The 18620-nt window shown below is 72.3% G+C and carries 15 protein-coding genes and 1 pseudogene; 9 read left to right on the top strand and 7 right to left on the bottom strand.

Annotated elements, in window-relative coordinates:
* Window positions 1–25 precede the first annotated feature (25 nt).
* Window positions 26–910 carry a peptidoglycan-binding protein gene (locus OG257_RS08805; RefSeq protein ID WP_329206286.1) on the top strand — a complete coding sequence of 295 codons (885 nt, stop codon included), beginning with the start codon at window positions 26–28 and terminating at the stop codon, window positions 908–910.
* A gap of 40 nt (window positions 911–950) precedes the next feature.
* Here OG257_RS08805 and OG257_RS08800 read toward each other — a convergent pair whose 3' ends face one another.
* Window positions 951–3395 carry a GTPase-associated protein 1-related protein gene (locus tag OG257_RS08800; protein WP_329206284.1) on the bottom strand — a complete coding sequence of 815 codons (2445 nt, stop codon included), beginning with the start codon at window positions 3393–3395 and terminating at the stop codon, window positions 951–953.
* Window positions 3396–3659: 264 nt separating this feature from the next.
* Between OG257_RS08800 and OG257_RS08795 the strand changes: the two genes are divergently transcribed.
* On the top strand, window positions 3660–4505 hold the full coding sequence (locus OG257_RS08795) for an alpha/beta fold hydrolase (RefSeq protein WP_329206282.1): 846 nt from the start codon (window positions 3660–3662) through the stop codon (window positions 4503–4505).
* 58 nt (window positions 4506–4563) lie between these two features.
* On the opposite strand, the gene OG257_RS08790 is transcribed toward OG257_RS08795, so the two are convergent.
* Window positions 4564–5322 (bottom strand): DeoR/GlpR family DNA-binding transcription regulator, encoded by a 759-nt coding sequence (locus OG257_RS08790; RefSeq protein ID WP_329206281.1) that lies wholly within the window; start codon window positions 5320–5322, stop codon window positions 4564–4566.
* A gap of 73 nt (window positions 5323–5395) precedes the next feature.
* On the opposite strand from OG257_RS08790, the gene OG257_RS08785 reads away from it, so the two are divergent.
* Window positions 5396–6595: an MFS transporter gene (locus OG257_RS08785; protein ID WP_329206280.1), complete on the top strand. Its 1200-nt coding sequence runs from the start codon at window positions 5396–5398 to the stop codon at window positions 6593–6595.
* A 153-nt stretch (window positions 6596–6748) separates the two neighbouring features.
* Here OG257_RS08785 and OG257_RS08780 read toward each other — a convergent pair whose 3' ends face one another.
* Together OG257_RS08780 and OG257_RS08775 are read right to left on the bottom strand one after the other, a co-directional pair.
* The gene (locus tag OG257_RS08780) at window positions 6749–8341 is read right to left on the bottom strand and encodes an MFS transporter (protein ID WP_329206279.1); all 1593 of its coding nucleotides are present in this window, start codon (window positions 8339–8341) and stop codon (window positions 6749–6751) included.
* Between the two features lie 121 nt (window positions 8342–8462).
* Entirely contained in the window at window positions 8463–8936 is a 474-nt protein-coding gene (locus OG257_RS08775; protein WP_329206278.1) for a MarR family winged helix-turn-helix transcriptional regulator, read from the bottom strand.
* Between the two features lie 172 nt (window positions 8937–9108).
* On the opposite strand from OG257_RS08775, the gene OG257_RS08770 reads away from it, so the two are divergent.
* The 5 genes and pseudogenes from OG257_RS08770 (at window position 9109) to OG257_RS08750 (ending at window position 14320) form a co-directional block, all read left to right on the top strand.
* A complete protein-coding gene (locus tag OG257_RS08770; RefSeq protein WP_329206276.1) occupies window positions 9109–9564 on the top strand; it encodes a MarR family winged helix-turn-helix transcriptional regulator in 456 nt (151 codons plus the stop codon).
* Window positions 9565–9840: 276 nt separating this feature from the next.
* Window positions 9841–10803: pseudogene (locus OG257_RS08765) on the top strand (serine/threonine-protein kinase); the annotation flags it as partial.
* Between the two features lie 301 nt (window positions 10804–11104).
* Window positions 11105–12133, top strand: a complete 1029-nt coding sequence (tdh, locus tag OG257_RS08760) for an L-threonine 3-dehydrogenase (RefSeq protein ID WP_329206274.1) — start codon at window positions 11105–11107, stop codon at window positions 12131–12133.
* 53 nt (window positions 12134–12186) lie between these two features.
* On the top strand, window positions 12187–13380 hold the full coding sequence (locus OG257_RS08755) for a glycine C-acetyltransferase (RefSeq protein WP_329206271.1): 1194 nt from the start codon (window positions 12187–12189) through the stop codon (window positions 13378–13380).
* A 34-nt stretch (window positions 13381–13414) separates the two neighbouring features.
* Window positions 13415–14320, top strand: coding sequence for a LysR family transcriptional regulator (locus OG257_RS08750; RefSeq protein ID WP_329206270.1), 906 nt, complete (start codon window positions 13415–13417; stop codon window positions 14318–14320).
* Window positions 14321–14368: 48 nt separating this feature from the next.
* Here OG257_RS08750 and OG257_RS08745 read toward each other — a convergent pair whose 3' ends face one another.
* Window positions 14369–14755, bottom strand: coding sequence for a VOC family protein (locus OG257_RS08745; protein ID WP_329206269.1), 387 nt, complete (start codon window positions 14753–14755; stop codon window positions 14369–14371).
* A 111-nt stretch (window positions 14756–14866) separates the two neighbouring features.
* Here OG257_RS08745 and OG257_RS08740 point away from each other — a divergent pair, with 111 nt between their 5' ends.
* Window positions 14867–15502, top strand: coding sequence for a nucleoside/nucleotide kinase family protein (locus tag OG257_RS08740; protein WP_329206267.1), 636 nt, complete (start codon window positions 14867–14869; stop codon window positions 15500–15502).
* Window positions 15503–15548: 46 nt separating this feature from the next.
* Here OG257_RS08740 and OG257_RS08735 read toward each other — a convergent pair whose 3' ends face one another.
* Together OG257_RS08735 and OG257_RS08730 are read right to left on the bottom strand one after the other, a co-directional pair.
* Window positions 15549–17114, bottom strand: coding sequence for an LLM class flavin-dependent oxidoreductase (locus OG257_RS08735; protein ID WP_329206266.1), 1566 nt, complete (start codon window positions 17112–17114; stop codon window positions 15549–15551).
* 12 nt (window positions 17115–17126) lie between these two features.
* A complete protein-coding gene (locus tag OG257_RS08730) occupies window positions 17127–18602 on the bottom strand; it encodes an MFS transporter (RefSeq protein WP_329206264.1) in 1476 nt (491 codons plus the stop codon).
* Window positions 18603–18620 lie beyond the last annotated feature (18 nt).

Raw genomic sequence — 18620 nt, 5'->3', positions numbered from 1 at the left:
ATCACCTGGGTAAAGGAGCACCACGATGGCAACGCCTCTGTCCGCAGACAAACTGCTCAAGGCCCTCCGGGACGAAGGCCTGCATGTCGTCGAGCACCGGAGCTGGCGCACGCACAACCGCAACCACAAGGGCTCGTGGGGGCCCGTCCACGGTGTGATGATCCATCACACCGTCACCTCGGGCACCCAGAGTTCCGTCGAACTCTGCTACAACGGCCATTCGAGCCTGCCGGGCCCGCTGTGCCACGGGGTGATCGCCAAGGACGGCTCGGTCCACCTGGTCGGCCACGGCCGCGCCAACCACGCCGGACTCGGCGACGACGACGTCCTGCGCGCGGTGATCAACGAAACGGCGCTGCCCGCCGACAACGAGGCCAACACCGACGGCAACCGCTCCTTCTACGGCTTCGAGTGCGTCAACCTCGGCGACGGCAAGGACCCGTGGCCGGCCGCCCAGTTGGAGGCCATCGAGAAGGCGGCCGCCGCGATCTGCCGGGCGCACGGCTGGAACTACCGCTCGGTGATCGGCCATAAGGAGTGGCAGCCGGGGAAGATCGACCCGCGCGGATTCACGATGGACTCGATGCGCGGCCGGATCAAGGCACGCCTCGGCGGCAACCCGGACGGCCCGTCCAAGCCGCCCGCGACGAAACCCCCGGCGAAGTACGAGCCGTTCCCCGGTGCGGCCTACTTCCGGGCCGGCCGGCGCAGCGCCGTCATCACGGCGATGGGGAAGAGACTGGTGGCCGAGGGCTGCGGAAAGTACGACGTCGGCCCGGGCCCCGACTGGTCGGAGGCGGACCGCAAGTCGTACGCCGCCTGGCAGCGCAAGCTGGGCTACTCGGGAAGCGGCGCGGACGGCATCCCGGGCAAGGCCAGCTGGGACAAGCTCAAGGTGCCCAACGTCTGAGCCGCCGCGTCCGGTACCGCACGGTGCCTGACCACCCGGTTCACCCCCGGCGTACCCGCCCCACGATCCGCTTGCCCAGCCGCCCGATCGAGCGGGACGGCCGGCGGTTCCAGGCACGGAAGGCGTCGAGCGTGCGGCTGTTGACCTCGCGCTCGACGGCCCCTTCCACCGCCGCGACCCCGTCGGGAGACAGGGAGCGGACCGCCGGGCGCAGCACCTCGTCCAGCAGGGCGGTGCGGGTCCTGGTCCAGGCGTCGCCGGCGTGCGGGTGGGCGGTCCACACGGTGAAACAGTCGGCCACGTACGCGGGTTCGGCCCGGAGCCGGGCCAGGACCTCGTCGCGGCGGGCGACCCTGCCGTAGGCCGCGATCAGGTCCTCGTCGCCGCTGTGCACGAACGCGTACAGTTCCGCCTCCGGCCGGTCCGGGGCGAGCAACCGCTGGGCCAGGGCACCGTAGGCGTGCTCCAGCACCAGGGGCTCCACCGGTTCGGCGAGGGCGCGCAGCTGCCCGGCCCGCTCCGCCCAGCCGGGCTCTGCCGCACCGGAGCGGACATCCCGGGCGAAATCCAGCAGCAGCAGCGAGGCACGCACCCGGGCGCCGATCTCCTGCGGGAAGCTGCGCAGCAGGTCGTGGGCGAGTTCCGGGGCGGCCTCGTCGTCGAACGGCGCGGCGAGCGCGGCGGCGACGAGATGCCTCCAGGTGCCGGCCGTCCGGTGCGCGTCCGACGTGGTCTCGCCCAGCAGCGAACGCGCCTCGCCCGCCGTCGGGGTGTCCTCGCCCCACACCAGGCCCACGGCGGTCCGCAGCACCAGCGGCTCGGCGAACGGGGACATGCCTGCCGCCCGCAGCACCGTGTGCAGGACCATCACCCGGTCGGCGCCGCGGGCCTTGGCGCCCGGAGCCTCGGCGCACATCCGCAGATGCGGCAGAGCCTGCGTCCCGGTGAACGGCAGGGCCACCCGGATCAGCAGCCGCTCCGTCCCCGCGGGGTCGTCCGGTGCCAGTCGGTCCAGCTCGCCCAGCAGCGCCGTACGCACGTCGAACTGCTCGTCCAGCAGGTCGAGCAGCGCGGGACAGGCGCCGGCCTCCGGGTCGTCGAGCAGCGCACGCGCCAGCCTGCGTACGACACCGGGCAGCAGCTCCGCACAGTCCACGCCGAGCAGCCGCACGATCCGCAGCACCTGTACGGTCCGCGCGACACCCCGGGGGACTCCGGCGGCGAGCTCGGCCAGCAGGTCCTCGCCGAGCTCCGCGACCAGCGCGGCGACGGCACGCTCCCCGGCCGGCTCGGCGAACGCCGAACGCGGGGGCGGCTCGAGGGCGACATCGGTGCCCCGTACCGCCTCCGTCACCAGCAGCGCGGCCAGGGGCGCCGTGACAGCGGCGGGGGAGCGGCCGTCGAGCGCCGTGAGCAGCCGGAGCGCGGAGGCGCACTCGGCGGCCGTCCGGTCGTCGGTGGGTGCGGTCAGCGCGTCGGTGAGCTGCCGGGTCTGCTTCTCGTCCAGGGCGTACGGCCGGTCGGCGGCCCAATCAGCCGCAGCGGCACGCTCGTTGGAGCCGAGCGCGATACCGGCTCCGAGCGCTGTCACGGCGAGCGGCCCGGCGGCGAAGGGCTCGCCCGGCAGCTCCGCCGCGTCCCGGAAGAGCTCGGGCGCCCGGCTGCGCCAGATACGGGCAGCGGTCCCCGCCCAGGCGTCGTCCACGGGCACCGCGGGGCGCGGACCGGTGCTCGCGTGCACCCGGAAACGGGGGTTGCCCGCGTCGGGGGCGTCCTGCGGCAGCACACCGACGACCTGGTGCGACGCGCGTTCGGGGTGCCGGGTGTACGTGGTGAACGTCAGCCGTTCGGCATGCTCCCGGGGCAGTACGGCGGCGGCCAGCGCGACCCACCGGGCCACGTCCGCGCTGTGCCGCTCCACGAGGACGACGCGAGGCGCGGACGGATCCTCGCTCACCCGGCGCAGGTCCGCGAGTACGGCCGCGAGCCAGGGGCTCCGGGACACGGCGAAGTCGCCCAGCCCCTCGCGGGAGAGGCCGCCTGAGGCGGACGGGGAGGTGGAACGCGCGGTCAGCGGATCGGGCAGCGCGCGGTCCGGTGTCGCGGCCAGCCAGCCCGAGGCCCCCCACGCGGCGACGGGAAGCGCACCGCCCGGCAGCGGTGTACCGGCCGGCAGGTGAACGCCGTGCGCGTGGAACGCTCCGGCGCCGACGGCCACGGTGCGGCCGAGCAGATGACTGCCGTCGGACAGCGCGCTGAAGCTGAACGCGACCGGCAGCGCGCGCAGTTCGGCATCCGTGAGGCGCCCGGAGGCCCCGGGTATCCCCGAGGTGCCCGGAGTACCTGCCGGAGGCTCGTACCCGAGGAGCTGCCCGGCCTCCGCGCGTACCGGACCGGGTATCGCGGGATCGACGGCGGTGAACCGGCCGCCGGGCTCCCCGTCCCCGGCCGCGGCGGAGGTGTAGTGCAGCTGAGCGAGGCTCATGTGAGTCGGTCCTTTTTCCGTGCCACGTCCGTCCGGGCCCACCGCGGTCACAACTCCGCGAAGGGAGCGGTCCGTAGTCGCGTGGGCGACGCTATCAAGGCCCGGGCCATGCGCTCTCGTTGTCGAGGTACGAGGGCGGCCCGCGGGCGCCGTGCGGCGCCGGACGTACCGGAGTCCGGGGCATCCGCACCGCCCTCGACATCGGCCGAAACCCGCATCCCGCGCCACCGCTCCCGGGCGGTGACGGCGGTTTAGGTTGGTCGCATGACCGATGTGCTGCTTTCCGCAGGAGTGGTGGAGTACGAGGACACGGGTGGCGACGGACCCGTGGTGGTTCTGCTGCACGGGGTCGCGATGAACGGCTCGCTCTGGCGGCACGTCGTCGGCGAGCTGCGCGACGACTTCCGGTGCGTCGTGCCCACGCTGCCCCTGGGGGCCCACCGCAGGCCCATGCGCCCGGACGCCGATCTGACGGTCCCCGGGGTCGCCCGGCTGGTGGCGGAGTTCCTGGACGCACTGGACCTGACCGACGTCACGCTGGTGATGAACGACTGGGGCGGGGCGCAGGCCCTCGTCGCGGACGGGCGGGACCAGCGGATCGGCAAGCTCGTGATCACGTCCTGCGAGGCCTTCGACAACTTCCCGCCCGGCCTGCCCGGCCGCAATCTGTACGCCGCGGCGAAGATGCCCGGCGGCATCGAGCTCGCCTTCGCGCTGCTCAAGCTGAAGCCGATGCGCAGACTGCCCATGACGTGGGGGTGGATGAGCAAGCGGCCCGTCCCGAACGAGGTGCTGGACGGGTGGTTCCAGCCCCTGTGGACCTCCACCGAGATCCGCCGGGACCTCAGGGCGTACGTTCTCGGGGTACCGCCCAAGGACGAACTCCTGCGATGGGCGGAAGGGCTGCGCGCGTTCGACCGTCCCGCGCTCGTCGTCTGGGCGACGGAGGACAAGGTCATGCCGCTCGACCACGGACGCAGGCTCGCCGGGCTGCTGCCGCAGGGCGAGCTCGTGGAGATCGCCGACAGCTACACCTTGATCCCGGAGGACCAGCCGCAGCAGCTGAGCGCGGCGATCAGAGCGTTCCTGCTCAAGACCGCAGGCGCCTGAGCCCGCATCCCGGGCCGGGTGGCCCTGCGGCACGGTCCGCGCGGAACGGACTGCCGTGTCACACCCTCCGTACGTCCACGCCCACCGCTCTCAGCGCCTCGACCTCGTCATCGGGGGCCGCCGCGTCGGTCACCACCGTGTGCAGGGCGGCGGCGGGGGTGACCAGGGCCAGGGCGGTGCGGGAGAGCTTCGGGGCGTCGGCCACGGCGATGACACGGCGGGCCGACGCGATCGCCGCGCGCTTGACCGCCGTGTCCTCGAGGTCGTAGGCGGTCAGCCCGTCGGCAGCGGTCAGGCCGCAGCAGCCGATGACCGCGGTGTCGAAGCGGAGCGAGGCCAGGGACGCCTCGGTCAGCGGGCCGGTCAGAGCGAGCTCGCCGGGGCGAGGACGGCCTCCGGGCACCAGCAACGTCAGCCGGTCCGCCCCGGTCAGGGCGTTGGCCGCGTGCAGGGACAGCGGCATGACGGTCAGTCGGCGGTGGGCGAGGGCGTGGGCCACTTCCAGACACGTGGTGCCGCTGTCGATGACGACCGACTCGCCGTCCGCGATCAGTGAGGCGACCTCCGCCGCGATCAGCCGCTTCGTCTCCAGGCCCTCCTGCGCCCGCAGGGCGAACGGCGGCTCCTCGCCCCGCAGCACCAGGCTTCTGGCCCCGCCCCGGTAACGCTCCAGGACGCCCTGGCCGGCCAGGGTCTCCAGATCTCGGCGGATGGTCATCTCCGAGGCGCCCGTGAGCTCGGCCAGTTCCGTCACGGTCCGCCGGCCCGCCCCGAGTACCGCGTGCGTGATCTGCTTCAGTCGGTCTGCGCTCGCCATGGACAAAGTGAACACCAATAATGTGCGTAAAACAAACTTACGAACAGAAAATCTGTTTGTTAGGTTTGCGCGCATGGAAAGACTTCTGCGGGTCGGCCGGCTGGCCACCTTCGTGTACTTCACCCTCTGCGGCTTCATCCTGGGGATGTGGATCGTCCACATCCCCACCATCGAGCACCGGGTGGGGATCAGCCATGCCGTCCTCGGCTGGCTCCTCCTGCTGCTCGGCGGTGGAGCGTTCGCGGGGATGCAGCTGATCGGTCCGCTCAGCGACCGCTTCGGGGCCCGCAAGGTCGTCCCGGTCAGCGCCGTACTGTCCTGCGCCGCTCTCGTCCTGCCCGGCCTGGCCACCGACGCCTGGACCCTGGGTGCCTCGCTCTTCGTGCTCGGCTGCGTCACGGGATGCCTGGACGTGGCGATGAACGCCCATGCGGTGCAGGTCGAACGGGGTTACGGCCGGCCTGTGATGTCCGCCTTCCACGCCATGTTCTCCATCGGCGGGGTCTTCGCGGCCCTCGTCGGCGCCTTCACCCTCGGCCGGAACTGGAGTCCGGCGGTCACGCTCGGCGCCATGGCCGTACTCAGCCTCGCCGTGACCCTGGCCGCGATGCCGGCGCTGCTGCCCCCGGACGCCGCCCCGGCGGAGGCGGACGACGCTCCGAAGTCCGCCAAGGGTCCCGTGCCCCGCCGGATCTGGATCATGGCGGCACTCGCCCTCATGCTCATGCTCTCCGAAGGGGTGGCCGGAGACTGGAGTGCCCTGCACCTCAAGGACGTCCTGGACGCCTCCCCGTCCACCGCGGCCTTCGCCTACGGCGCCTTCGCCACCGCGATGACCATCGGCCGCCTGCTCGCCGACCGGGTCTCCGCACGCTTCGGACCCGTCGCCATCCTCCGCTACGGATCCGGCCTGGCGGCCGCGGGACTCGTCCTGGCCGCGCTCTCGCCCACGATCCCCCCGGCCCTGATCGGCTGGACGCTCTTCGGTATCGGCCTGTCCGGCACCATCCCGCAACTCTTCAGCGCCGCGGGCCACATCGACCCGGCCGCCGCGGGGACGAACGTCTCGCGCGTTGCGGGCCTCGGCTACATCGGCATCCTGGCGGGCCCCGCGGTGATCGGGCCGATGACCCACTTCATGCCGCTGAACCTCACCTTCTTCCTGCCGGTGGCCTTCTGCGTCATCGCCTGCCTCACGGCCCCGATCCTCATGACCGACTCCGCGAAGCAGGCCGAGGCCGTGAGCGAGGAGCCCGCACCCCAGGAGGCCTGAGCACTCCGCCGCCCGCGCCTGCGTAAATCGTGATCAAGTGATCATCGACCGTGGCACGGCGCGTCATCGCCCGCATGCGGGAGCGACACGAGCGGGTGGACTCCGCCGCCTGACACCGGGAGGTACGGAGGCGGAGCCGGCCCGGACGGGTCCTCAGTCCTCCACGGCCTCCGCCCCGGTGCGACGGCGCATGCCGAACCCGGCCAGCAGCGCGCCGGCGGCGCACAGGGCCGCGGTGACGACCAAGGCGGTGTGCACGCCGTTCATGAACGCGTTGCCGCTGCCCTCGATCACCGCGGCCCTCAGCTGCGCCGGCATGCCGGCCGAAACGGGCGGGACACCCATGGACACCGCGTCCTTGGCCTCTTCGAAGCCCGTCGCCGCCCCGGCCGGGACACCGGCGGAAGTCAGCTCGCCGGTCAGGGTGGAACCCACCTTCCCGCTGATCAGGGAGACCAGCACGGACGTGCCGAACGCTCCGCCGATCTGCAGCGAGGTGGCCTGCAGCCCGCCCGCCACTCCGCCGTCCTTCCTCGGCGCGTTGCCGACGATGGCGTCGGAGGAGGCGGACATCACGATGCCGACGCCCAGCCCGATGGCGAGGAACGGCGGCCACAGGGCGGCGTACGGGGAAGAGGTGTCCCAGGTCAGCATCCACAGGGCTGCCGCGGCCTGGAGTGCCATGCCGGCCGGCATGGTGAGCCGCGGGCCGAAGCGCTGGGTCAGGGCGGCGCCGAGCGGTGCCGCGACCACGGTGGCCAGGCTGAACGGCAGGGTGCGGACACCGGATTCGACCGGGGAGAAGCCGCGCACGTTCTGCAGGTACAGCATCACGAAGAAGATGACACCGAGCATCACGAAGAAGTTGATCGCCGTGACGATCGTGCCGATGGCCAGGGAACGGTTGCGGAAGAGGCGCATCGGCAGCAGCGGGTGCTCGCGTCGGCTCTCGTACCGGCAGAAGAAGGCCAGCAGGGCCAGGCCCGCGGCCATGGACCCCAGTGTTCCGCCGGAGGTCCAGCCCCAGGTCTCACCCTTGACCACGCCGAAGATCAGGGCGACGAGGCCGACGGCGAGCAGGAGCACGCCGGGTACGTCGAAGCGGTGGTTCCCCGTGGAGTCCTTGCTCCTGGGGAGGACGAACAGGCCGAAGAGCAGGGCGAAGACGCCGATGGGGGCGTTGATGTAGAAGACCGACTCCCAGTTGACGTGCTCGATGAGCAGACCGCCGACGATCGGGCCGAGCGCGGTGGAGCAGGACGCCACCATGGCCCACAGGCCCACCGCCATACCGAACTTCCGGGGAGGGAAGACCGCGCGCAGGAGGCCGAGGGTGTTGGGGATCAGCAGGGCGGCGAAGAGGCCCTGGACCGCGCGGAAGGTGATGACGCCCTCGATCGAACCGGAGAGGGCGATCGCGACCGAGGCGAGCGTGAAGCCGAGGGTTCCCACGAGGTAGACCGTGTGCCGCCCGAAGCGGTCACCGAGTTTGCCGCCCAGGATCAGCAGGGCGGCCATGGCGATCAGATAGGCGTTGGTGACCCACTGCAGGTCGGCGGTGGACGCGCCGAGGTCCCGGCCTATCTCGGGGTTGGCGATCGCGACGACGGAGCTGTCGAGGTTGACCATGAAGAGGCCGACGGCGACGGCGATCAGCGTCAGCCAGGGGTTGGCGCGCCGGCCCTTGGGAGCGTCCGGGGGAGCGGCTGCGGGCAGGGGGGACCTGTCCACTGTCGTGGAGGACATGGAAATGCCTTGTCTGTGTACGTACTTCGGGGCAACGAAGAAGGGGGAAGGAGAGGTGTCGCGCGGGCGCGCGCGAGAGCGGCCGCGGGCGATGGAAGCAGCCGCGGTCAGGGGCCGGTTGTCAGCCGGCGGAGGCGCGGAGCCGCAGGTTCAGTGACGTCAGAGCGCCCAGAGCCGCGCCGAGAGCGTCGAGCTCGCCCTCGGTGAGGGTGTGGAGGGCGTGCGCCACATGGCCTTCCTTGAGCAGCCGCGCCTCGGCGAGCCGCTCCCGGGCGGTGGCGGTGGGATACAGATGGGCGACCCGCTTGTCGGCCGTGTCCTGCTTGCGCTCCAGGAGTCCTAGCTCGGTGAGCTGGGAGACGAGGGCGCTGACGTTGTTCGGCTTCATCAGCAGTGCTTCCGCCGCCTCGCGGACGGTGACGCCCTCACGTTCCTCGACGAGGAACAGCAGCGCGAGCTGGCCCTCCGGAAGCCGTGGGTGCGGGAACTCGCGGCCGACATGCCGTTCGAGGCTCCGCTGCAGCGCGGGCAGGACCGTCACGAGCGCGGAGGCCACGCGGTCGACGTCCTGGGAGGGCGCGCTGGAGTCGGGCATGTCCGCAGCATAGGTACCCCAGGATACCTACGTCAACATACCTAAATGTTCCGCCCGCCCGCCGTCGTGGACCGGGGCAGCGGCCGGGCAGCTGACGCGGGGCTCTTCGCCGTGGTGGTATATCTGCAGTTGAGAGCCCCGGCGCACGGTGAAGACAGCCGAGAGAAGGACCATGGACAAGCCCACGCACTTGATCGAGTTCGAGACCATGCTGCTCGGGCGGCACCTCCAGCTGAGCGCGCCCCGGCTGAGGCGGAACAGCCAGAACCTGGACCGCAGCGCGTACACCCTGCTCAGCCGCATCCGGATGGAGGGCCCGATGTCCATCGGGCAGCTCAGCGACGCCTTCGGGCTGGACGCCTCCACCCTGAACCGGCAGACCGCCGCCATGCTGCGGGCCGGGCTCGTCGAGCGCATCCCGGACCCCGACGGGGAGATCGCCCGCAAGTTCCGCATCACCGAGGAGGGTGCGCAGGGCCTCGACGCCGAGCGCTCCGCGAACATCCGCGGCCTGGAGAAGGTCATGGCCGAATGGGATCCGGAGGAGGTCGCGGCCTTCGCCACGTATCTCAAGCGCTTCAACACCGACATCGAGCACCTCGACGGGCGCCCCTGGCCCCGCCCCTGATCCGGCAGGAGCCAAGTGCGTTGACCGGCCGGTCTGTTACACCGTGTCCCCGCTCTCCTGGCAGGTGCAACAGTTGGCCGGATCCCCGTGCCCGTCGAAACGGCGCTCCTATGATCGAAGCCGCATCCGGGGGACGAGGGTCAGGGCCTCGTGGCGCACCTGGGCAAGGGGCCGAGGGGCGTACCGAGGAGGAGATCTCCGACCTGGTGACCGAGGGGCAGGCCGACATGCTGGTACGGCTCGGGTCCGCCGTCGAGAAGCGGAACTGAGAACCCGATGGACGAGCTTCGGCCCACGGACCCCGCGCGGGTCGGCGAGCACCGGCTCCTCGGACGCCTCGGCGCAGGTGGCATGGGGGTGGTCTACCTCGGCCGTACGGACGCGGGAGCGACCGCCGCCATCAAGGTGATCCTCCCGGAGTACGCCGGGAACGACGAGTTCCGGGCCCGGTTCCGCCGCGAGGTCGAGGCCGCGCGCAGGGTGCGCAGCCCCTGGGCCGTCGCGGTCATCGGTGCCGAGACGGAGGGCGAACGCCCTTGGCTGGCCACCGTGTTCGTACCGGGCCCCTCGCTCGCCGAAGCGGTCGCCCGCTGCGGACCGCTGCCCACCCGCAGCGTGCGGGTACTCGGTCAGCTGCTCTCCCGCGCCCTGACCGCCGTACACGCGGCCGGACTCGTCCACCGCGACGTGAAGCCCGGAAACGTCCTGCTCGCCGTCGACGGGCCGCGGCTCATCGACTTCGGCATCGCGCGGGCCGGTGACGCCACCGCGCTCACCGCCACCGACATCGTCGTCGGCACCCCCGGCTTCCTGTCACCGGAACAGGCCTCCGCGGACGGTACGGCGCTGGGCCCCACGAGCGACGTGTTCTCGCTGGGCTGCCTCCTCGCGTACGCCGTCACAGGCAGGCCGCCCTTCGGCAGCGGGGCCGTGGACGCACTGCTGTACCGCACCGTGCACGCCGAACCCGACCTGGACGGGATCGGCGACACCGGACTGCGGGCCCTGGTCGCCGACTGCCTGGCCAAGAACCCCGCGGACCGGCCGACAGCGCGACAGCTCGACGAGCGCATCGTCGAGGACGTCCCGCACGGGTCGATCGACTGGCTGCCCGAGGACGTCGTGCAGCTGATAGCGGACCGGTCGGCCGTGATGCTCGCCCTGCCCGACATCGAACCCACGATCGCCGAGGAGCCCGTGCCCGCACCGCCGGGCAGACGCCGCTTTCGCCGCATGGGAGGCCCTGTGTGACGACGGCCGGCAGCGGCGCGGCGCCCCCGCCGGCCCGGCCTCCACCCCTCGGTGTGAAGCACAGCTGCGGCGGAGCTTAAGAAATCCTCGATGGACCTGGGGCCCGGCGTGCGGCACTGTCGTTGTGACGGCAGTGGGCGGCGGATCACGGCGTTCGTAGGACGTACGAGCGCACGCGTTCCGCCCTTTCCCGTCCGCCGTACCCCCATGCACCCCGGGCCGCAGGCCGCCTTCGGCATGCCCCCGGCCCGGGGTATTCACCAGGTACCAGGTACAGGGAGCCGCAGCCGTGAAGGCACTCGTGAAGCACAAGGCCGAGCCGGGACTCTGGCTGATGGACGTGCCGGAGCCGGAGATCGGCCCCGCAGACGTGCTGATCAAGGTCCTGCGCACCGGAATCTGCGGCACCGACCTGCACATCCGAAACTACGACGGCTGGGCGCAGCAGGCCGTGCGCACCCCGCTCGTCCTGGGCCACGAGTTCGTCGGCGAGGTCGCGGACCTCGGTTCCGACGTCGTCGACATCAAGATCGGTGACCTGGTCAGCGGCGAGGGCCACCTGGTCTGCGGGAAGTGCCGCAACTGTCTGGCCGGACGGCGCCACCTCTGCCGCTCCACCCTCGGCCTCGGCGTCGGCCGGGACGGAGCGTTCGCCGAGTACCTGTCGCTGCCCGCGTCCAACGTGTGGGTGCACCGGGACAAGGTCGACCTCGACATCGCCGCGATCTTCGACCCGTTCGGCAACGCCGTGCACACCGCGCTGTCGTTCCCGCTGGTCGGCGAGGACGTGCTGATCACCGGCGCGGGACCGATCGGCCTCATGGCCGCCGCCGTCGCCCGCCACGCGGGCGCCCGCAACGTCGTCATCACCGACGTCAGCGAGGCCCGCCTCGAACTGGCCAGGAAGGTCGGCGTCAGCCTCGCCCTCGACGTCAGCAAGGAGACCATCGCCGACGGCCAGCGCCACCTCGGACTGCGCGAGGGCTTCGACATCGGTCTGGAGATGTCCGGCCGCCCCGAGGCGATGCAGGACATGATCGCGAACATGACGCACGGCGGCCGCATCGCCATGCTCGGACTGCCCGCCGCCGAATTCCCCGTCGACTGGTCCCGCGTCGTCACCTCGATGCTCACCATCAAGGGCATCTACGGCCGTGAGATGTACGAGACTTGGTACGCCATGTCCGTCCTCCTGGAGGGCGGACTCGACCTCGCCCCCGTGATCACCGGACGGTACGGATACCGCGACTTCGAAGCCGCCTTCGACGACGCCGCGAGCGGCCTCGGCGGCAAGGTCCTGCTCGACTGGGCCGCCTGACCCGCAGCCCCACCTCGTACCCCCGGCCCGTACCCACCTGGGAGACATCCTTCATGTTCGACTCCGTACGCGACGACCTGCGCCTGACCCTCGACGAGATCAGGGACGCCGGACTCCAGAAGCCCGAGCGGGTGATCGGGACCCCGCAGTCCGCCACCGTCGGCGTCACCTCCGGCGGGCGCCCGGGCGCGGTCCTCAACTTCTGCGCCAACAACTACCTGGGCCTCGCCGACCACCCCGAGGTCGTCGCCGCCGCCCACGAGGCGCTGGACCGCTGGGGCTACGGGCTCGCGTCCGTCCGCTTCATCTGCGGCACGCAGGAGGTCCACAAGGACCTGGAGCAGCGCCTTTCGGCCTTCCTCGGCCAGGAGGACACGATCCTCTACTCCTCCTGCTTCGACGCCAACGGCGGTGTCTTCGAGACCCTCCTCGGCCCCGAGGACGCGGTGATCTCCGACGCCCTCAACCACGCCTCCATCATCGACGGCATCCGGCTCTCCAAGGCGAAGCGGTACCGCTACGCCAACCGCGACATGGCCGACCTGGAGCAGCAGCTCAAGGAGGCCTCCGGTGCCCGGCGGCGCCTCGTCGTCACCGACGGCGTCTTCTCCATGGACGGATACGTCGCCCCGCTCGCGGAGATCTGCGACCTTGCCGACCGCTACGGCGCCATGGTCATGGTCGACGACTCGCACGCCGTCGGCTTCGTCGGACCCGGCGGCCGGGGCACCCCCGAGCTGCACGGCGTCATGGACCGCGTCGACATCATCACCGGCACGCTCGGCAAGGCGCTGGGCGGCGCCTCCGGCGGTTACGTCGCGGCGCGCGCCGAGATCGTCGCCCTGCTGCGCCAGCGCTCGCGCCCGTACCTCTTCTCCAACTCGCTCGCCCCGGTCATCGCCGCCGCCTCCCTCAAGGTCATCGACCTGCTGGAGTCCGCCGGCGACCTGCGTGAGCGGCTCAACGCCAACACCGCGCTCTTCCGGTCCCGGATGACGGCGGAGGGCTTCGACATCCTGCCCGGTGACCACGCCATCGCCCCCGTGATGATCGGGGACGCGGCGAAGGCAGGCCGGATGGCGGAGCTGCTCCTGGAGCGCGGTGTGTACGTGATCGGGTTCTCGTACCCCGTCGTCCCCCAGGGAGCCGCGCGCATCCGCGTCCAGCTCTCCGCCGCCCACTCCACCGACGACGTCAACCGTGCGGTGGACGCGTTCGTCGACGCGCGGGCCGCGCTGGGGGAGTAGTCGCCGGTCTCCTGCGACCTGGGACAATGAGCGCATGATCGATGCACGGCGGCTGCGCATTCTCCGTGCGGTGGCAGACCACCGCACGGTGACCGCGGCAGCCGCCGCGCTCTACCTCACCCCCTCCGCCGTCTCCCAGCAGCTCGCCGCGCTGGAGCAGGAGACCGGACACCACCTGGTCGAGCGCGGTGCGCGCGGTGCCAGGCTCACCGCGGCAGGGGAGATCCTGCTGACCCACGCCAACGCGGTGCTCGCCCAGCTGGAGCGGGCGGAGGCGGAGCTCGCCGCCTACAGCGGAGGCGTGGCGGGCACGGTCACGGTCGCCGCGTTCGCCACGGGCATCGGCCTCGTCCTGGCCCCCGCCATCGCCGAGCTGACGCGCACCGCCCCCGGCATCCGGGTCCGTGTGCAGGACGCCGAGGGCGACGCGAGCGTGCCGATGGTGCTGGACCGGCAGGTCGACGTGGCGGTCGCCGTCGAGTACCGGGGCGCGCCCGGTGACGACGACCGGCGTCTGACCCGCGTGCCGCTCTACTCCGAGCCCTTCGACGCGGTGCTGCCGGTCGGCCACCGCCTCGCCGGGCAGGAGCACGTCGCCGTCGCCGACCTCGCCAAGGACCCGTGGATCGGCCCGTACCCCGGCAACCCCTGCCATGACGTGGTGGTCCTGGCCTGCGAGTACGCAGGGTTCGAACCCCAGCTGGAGCACTCCTCGGACGACTTCCACGCGGTGGTCGCCCTGGCCGGGGCGGGCGCCGGGGTGGCGCTGGTGCCCCGTTCGGCGCTGCGCGGCATGGATCTCGGCGGTGTCGTCGTACGGCCCGTGGAGGGCAGCGCCCCGACACGACGGGTCTTCGCCGCGGTGCGGCAGGGCGCCGAGGGGCATCCGCTGATCAGGCCGGTCCTGGACGCGCTGGGGTCGGCGGCGGGGCTCGCGTAGCCCGCGGCCGTGCACGGACCGTGGCAGCCCGCGCGGTCCCGGCCCGGCTCAGGCGGGCTGCAGCAGGTCCCATCGGTTGCCGTACAGGTCCTCGAAGACCGCGACCGAGCCGTACACCTCGTGGCGCGGCTCCTCCAGGAAGCGGACCCCGGCGGCCCGCATCCGCTCGTGGTCGCCCGCGAAGTCCTCGGTGTGCAGGAAGAGGCCGACCCGGCCGCCCGCCTGCGCCCCGACGGCCGCCAGCTGGGCCTCGCCCTTCGCGCGCGCCAGCAGCAGCCCCGTGCCCTGGGTGCCGCGCGGGCGCACGACGACCCAGCGCGAGCCGTCGCCCCGGTCCGTGTCCTCCATGAGCTCGAATCCGAGAGCGTCCGTGTAGAAGGAGAGAGCCTCGTCGTAGTCGCGGACGACCAGGGTGACCAGAGCGATGTGGGACATGGGGGGGCCTCGGGTTCCTCGAGTGGACGGACATTCACGTCTGGACGGCTGTGCGCGCCGGTTATACGTAACACTAACGCCGTCCTGCTGCGCCCGGGGACAATGCCCGGCATGGTCACGAGCGACTTCACCGAGCTGACGGTCCGCGCCCGCCGCCTCGCCGCCCCCGGCCGGCGCCGCATCCTCGGCATCGCGGGACCGCCCGGAGCCGGGAAGTCCACCCTGGCCGCCCGGCTCGTCGAGGCGCTCGAAGGACACGCCGTCCTCGTCCCGATGGACGGTTTCCACCTGGCCGGTGCCGAGCTGGAGCGCCTCGGCCGTGCCGACCGCAAGGGAGCCCCCGACACCTTCGACGCCGCCGGATACGCGGCCCTGCTCCGGCGGCTGCGCCTCCCCGAAGGGCCGGGCCCGGTGTACGCACCGGCGTTCGACCGGAGTCTGGAGGAGCCGATCGCCGGGGCGGTGGCCGTCCCCCGGGACACCCCGCTCGTGGTGACCGAGGGCAACTACCTGCTCCTGGCCGAAGGGCCCTGGGCGCCGGTGCGCGGGCTGCTCGACGAGGTGTGGTTCGTCGACGTCGACCCCGGGCTGCGGACGCGCAGGCTCGTCGACCGGCACGTGCGGTTCGGCAAGCCGCGCCCGTACGCGGAACGCTGGGTCGCCCGGTCCGACGAACCCAACGCCCGGCTGGTGGAGCGGTACCGCGACCGCGCCGACCTGGTCGTGCGGCTGCCGGACACGCCCTGACACCTCCGGGCACCCGCCCGGAGGAGTCAGGCCGGCGGGCCTGCTGTCACCAGCCGGTGCCGAACCGCGCCATCGGCTCGATCAGTTCGCGCTCCTCGTAGGCGAGATGGGACAGCAGCGCGTCCGCGAGCAGGTCGACGGCGGCCTGCAGGCCGTCCCTGCCCGAACCGTCCCCGATGAAGGCGACGAGCGCGCGGTCGAGCCTGTCGATGACTCCCCGCACGGCGTGATGCTCCTCGGCCAGCCGGTCGAGCACCGGTGCCAGGAGCGGCTCGGACCGGCGCAGGTGCGGGAAGAGGTCCTGGTCCTCCCGTGTGTGGTGCAGGGTGGTCACCTGGCAGTAGGAGGCGCAGTACGCGCCGAGCGCCCAGCTGTTCCGGCGCACGCTCAGCTTCTGGATCCCGGACCTGGCCCCACCGGGATCCGCACCGTCCTCCAGCACCTGGCGCACCACGTGGCGGAGTCGGTCCAGGTCCGAGCGGAGCCGGTCGTGCGCGGCGACCAGATTGCGGGCCGGCTCCTGGGCGCTGCGTGCATACCGTCGATCGGGGTCGACGGCGGGCCCGGTGGGGCGGGTCGACTCGTCCCACAGCCGTTCGGCCGACCGGCGCACACGGTCGTCGGGCGTCGCACGGACGGACAGGCGTTCCGGCGGCGATCCTCCGCGCCCGTGCGGCAGGTCGCTGCCCGCAGCCTCCGCAGAGGGACGCGGACGGTCGCCGGACGCCGTGTCCGTACCGCTCCGGCGTGCCGTGGACACCAGTTCCCGGGTGGCCGGCGCCACCTCGGCGGCGAACAGTTCGAGCAGGCGCGGCTGTTGGACGGGCAGCAGGAAGGCGCTCGTCCCGTGCTCCAGGGCCAGTGCGGCGAGCTGCTCGGGCCAGGCCCCGGGCGGCCCCTCCGGGAAGCCGCCCGGTCCCGGCGAGAGGTTGTAGAGGCGGCGCACCGCGTCCGGGGGCCTGCCCGCACGGACGGCTGCCTCGTCGATGATCCGGTGTCCTGCCGCGAGTCGCCCCGGCGGCACGTGCGGCACGCTGGGCAGCCAGCCGTCCGCGACGGACCCGGTCAGGTCCAGCATCCGGGGGCCGATCGCGCCGATCCAGATCCCGACGGGGTGTGCGGGAGCGGGGCCGGAGGACGCGCCGTCGAGCCTGTAGTGCTCGCCGTCGACGTGGACGCTACCGCCCTGGGTCCACAGCGCCCGGATGACCTCGACGGCCTCTCGGGTCGCCCGCACCGCCTCGCCGGGGGTGCGTCGCGTCCCGCCGTCGGCGGCGATGGAGTCCCAGTAGGCACCCGCTCCGATCCCCAGCTCCACCCGGCCGCCGCTGAGCCGGTCCAGGCCGGCCGCGGCGCGGGCCAGTACGGCGGGCGGCCGCAGCGGCAGACTGGCGACGTTGGGGAAGACCCGCACCCGGGAGGTGGACGCTGCGATGAAGGAGAGCACCGTCCAGGCGTCGAGCAGACCGGGCCGGTACGGATGGTCCGGGACGCTCACCAGATCCAGGCCGGCCCGGTCGGCGGCCTGTGCCGAGGCGACCGCTTCCTCGGCCTGTCCGGCCGACGGCATCAGCACGGTGCCGAAGAGCAGGTTGTGTCCGTAGTCGGGCATGTGGGTCAACTCCTAGGCGGTGGACGGGCCTTCGCCCGGGTTGGTAACGGGTGGGGTGGCCGTGCGCCACAGTGCTCCCGGGCCGGCGAGTGCCACGAGGGCGGCCACGGCCAGGGCGATCGCCGACATCGCGAAGGCGGTGGTGTAGCCGGACTCGGCGGGCAGCCGGGTGCCCGGGACCGTCCGGGCCGCCACGAGGGAGGCCGCGATCTGCGCGCCGAGCGAACCGCCGACGGTGCGCATGACGGTGTTGATGCCGGTCGCCTCTCCGGTCCGGTTCCGGTCGACCGCGCTGACGACCAGGTTGGCCAGGGCCGCGAAGGCGAACCCGACACCGGTGCCGAGCACCGCGGAGCCGGCGTACATCGCCCACTCGCTGTCGTGGGCCGTGGCGTAGACGACGAAGCCGGCCACCCCGATCAGGCAGGCGAGCACCAGCGGCAGCTTCCAGCCCGCGGCGGCCCCGATCCGTCCGGCGAGCGGGCCGGCGATCAGCATGGTCACGGCCATCGGGACCATGAACAGTCCGGACTCGGTGACGGAGGCCCCGAAGCCGTACCCGGCCTCGGCGGGCGTCTGGGCGAGCAGCGGCACGAGGGTGAACGCGCCGTACATGCCGAAACCGATGACGAGCGCCGTGACGTGGCTGGACAGGACGGCGGGACGGCGCAGCAGCTCGATGTCGATCAGGGGCTCGCGGACCTTCTTCTCGACGTACGTGAAGGCCACGAGGAGTACGACGGCCGCCGCGAAGAGGGCGATGATGCCGCCTGACGTCCAACCCCAGGACCTGCCCTGGCTGATGGCGATCAGCAGGGCCACGATGCCGGCGCTCAGCAGCACCACGCCGCCCCAGTCGATGCGGCCCGGGGAGCGGACCGGGAGCTCCTGGACGAACGCGGCCACGGCCGCGATGCCCGCCAGGATCACGATGAGACCGGTCCAGAAGATCCAGTGCCAGTTCAGGGCATCCACCAGGGGGCCGGGGATGACGAGCCCGATGCCGAAGCCGATGCCGAAGGTCGACGAGATCAGGCCGATCGCCGCAGGCACGCGCTCACGCGGGAACTGGTCGCGCACGATCCCGAAAGCCAGGGGGAAGGCGGCCGAGCCGACGCCCTGGACGGCGCGGGCCGCGATCAGCGGCCCGAGCGAGTCGGACAGCGCGGCCAGCAGAGTGCCGGCCGCGAAGACGGTGAGGCTCGCGAGGAGCACCCGCCGTTTGCCGAACATGTCGCCCACCCGGCCGAGCAGCGCGGTGGCCACCGAAGCGGTGAGCAGGAAGGAGCTGAGAACCCAGGAGACGGCGGTCGCGGAGGCGTTGAACTCGCGCTGGAGGCCGGGGAGCGCCGGGACGACCATCGTCTGCATCAGCGAGAAGGACAGCACGGCGAGGAGGAGGGCCGCGAAAGGTGCCGCGGTGCGGCGTCGTGGGTCCGCCGTCGGCGGTTGGGCAGGGGTGCGGGCGGAGCGTCGAATTAATAGCACGGCGGAATCATTACATGA

It is taken from the genome of Streptomyces sp. NBC_00683, assembly GCF_036226745.1.
GTDB lineage: Bacteria > Actinomycetota > Actinomycetes > Streptomycetales > Streptomycetaceae > Streptomyces.
The sequence above is the reverse complement of the archived record's forward strand: the minus strand, read 5'-3'. Positions and strand labels throughout refer to the sequence as shown.

Coding starts and splice junctions, on each gene's coding strand:
- OG257_RS08770 (WP_329206276.1), top strand. CDS start 9,109: ATGGACAAGCCCACGCACTTGATCGAGTTCGAGACCATGCTGCTCGGG.
- OG257_RS08795 (WP_329206282.1), top strand. CDS start 3,660: ATGACCGATGTGCTGCTTTCCGCAGGAGTGGTGGAGTACGAGGACACG.
- OG257_RS08745 (WP_329206269.1), bottom strand. CDS start 14,755: ATGTCCCACATCGCTCTGGTCACCCTGGTCGTCCGCGACTACGACGAG.
- OG257_RS08740 (WP_329206267.1), top strand. CDS start 14,867: ATGGTCACGAGCGACTTCACCGAGCTGACGGTCCGCGCCCGCCGCCTC.
- OG257_RS08780 (WP_329206279.1), bottom strand. CDS start 8,341: ATGTCCTCCACGACAGTGGACAGGTCCCCCCTGCCCGCAGCCGCTCCC.
- OG257_RS08790 (WP_329206281.1), bottom strand. CDS start 5,322: ATGGCGAGCGCAGACCGACTGAAGCAGATCACGCACGCGGTACTCGGG.
- OG257_RS08735 (WP_329206266.1), bottom strand. CDS start 17,114: ATGCCCGACTACGGACACAACCTGCTCTTCGGCACCGTGCTGATGCCG.
- OG257_RS08755 (WP_329206271.1), top strand. CDS start 12,187: ATGTTCGACTCCGTACGCGACGACCTGCGCCTGACCCTCGACGAGATC.
- OG257_RS08805 (WP_329206286.1), top strand. CDS start 26: ATGGCAACGCCTCTGTCCGCAGACAAACTGCTCAAGGCCCTCCGGGAC.
- OG257_RS08785 (WP_329206280.1), top strand. CDS start 5,396: ATGGAAAGACTTCTGCGGGTCGGCCGGCTGGCCACCTTCGTGTACTTC.
- OG257_RS08750 (WP_329206270.1), top strand. CDS start 13,415: ATGATCGATGCACGGCGGCTGCGCATTCTCCGTGCGGTGGCAGACCAC.
- OG257_RS08800 (WP_329206284.1), bottom strand. CDS start 3,395: ATGAGCCTCGCTCAGCTGCACTACACCTCCGCCGCGGCCGGGGACGGG.
- OG257_RS08775 (WP_329206278.1), bottom strand. CDS start 8,936: ATGCCCGACTCCAGCGCGCCCTCCCAGGACGTCGACCGCGTGGCCTCC.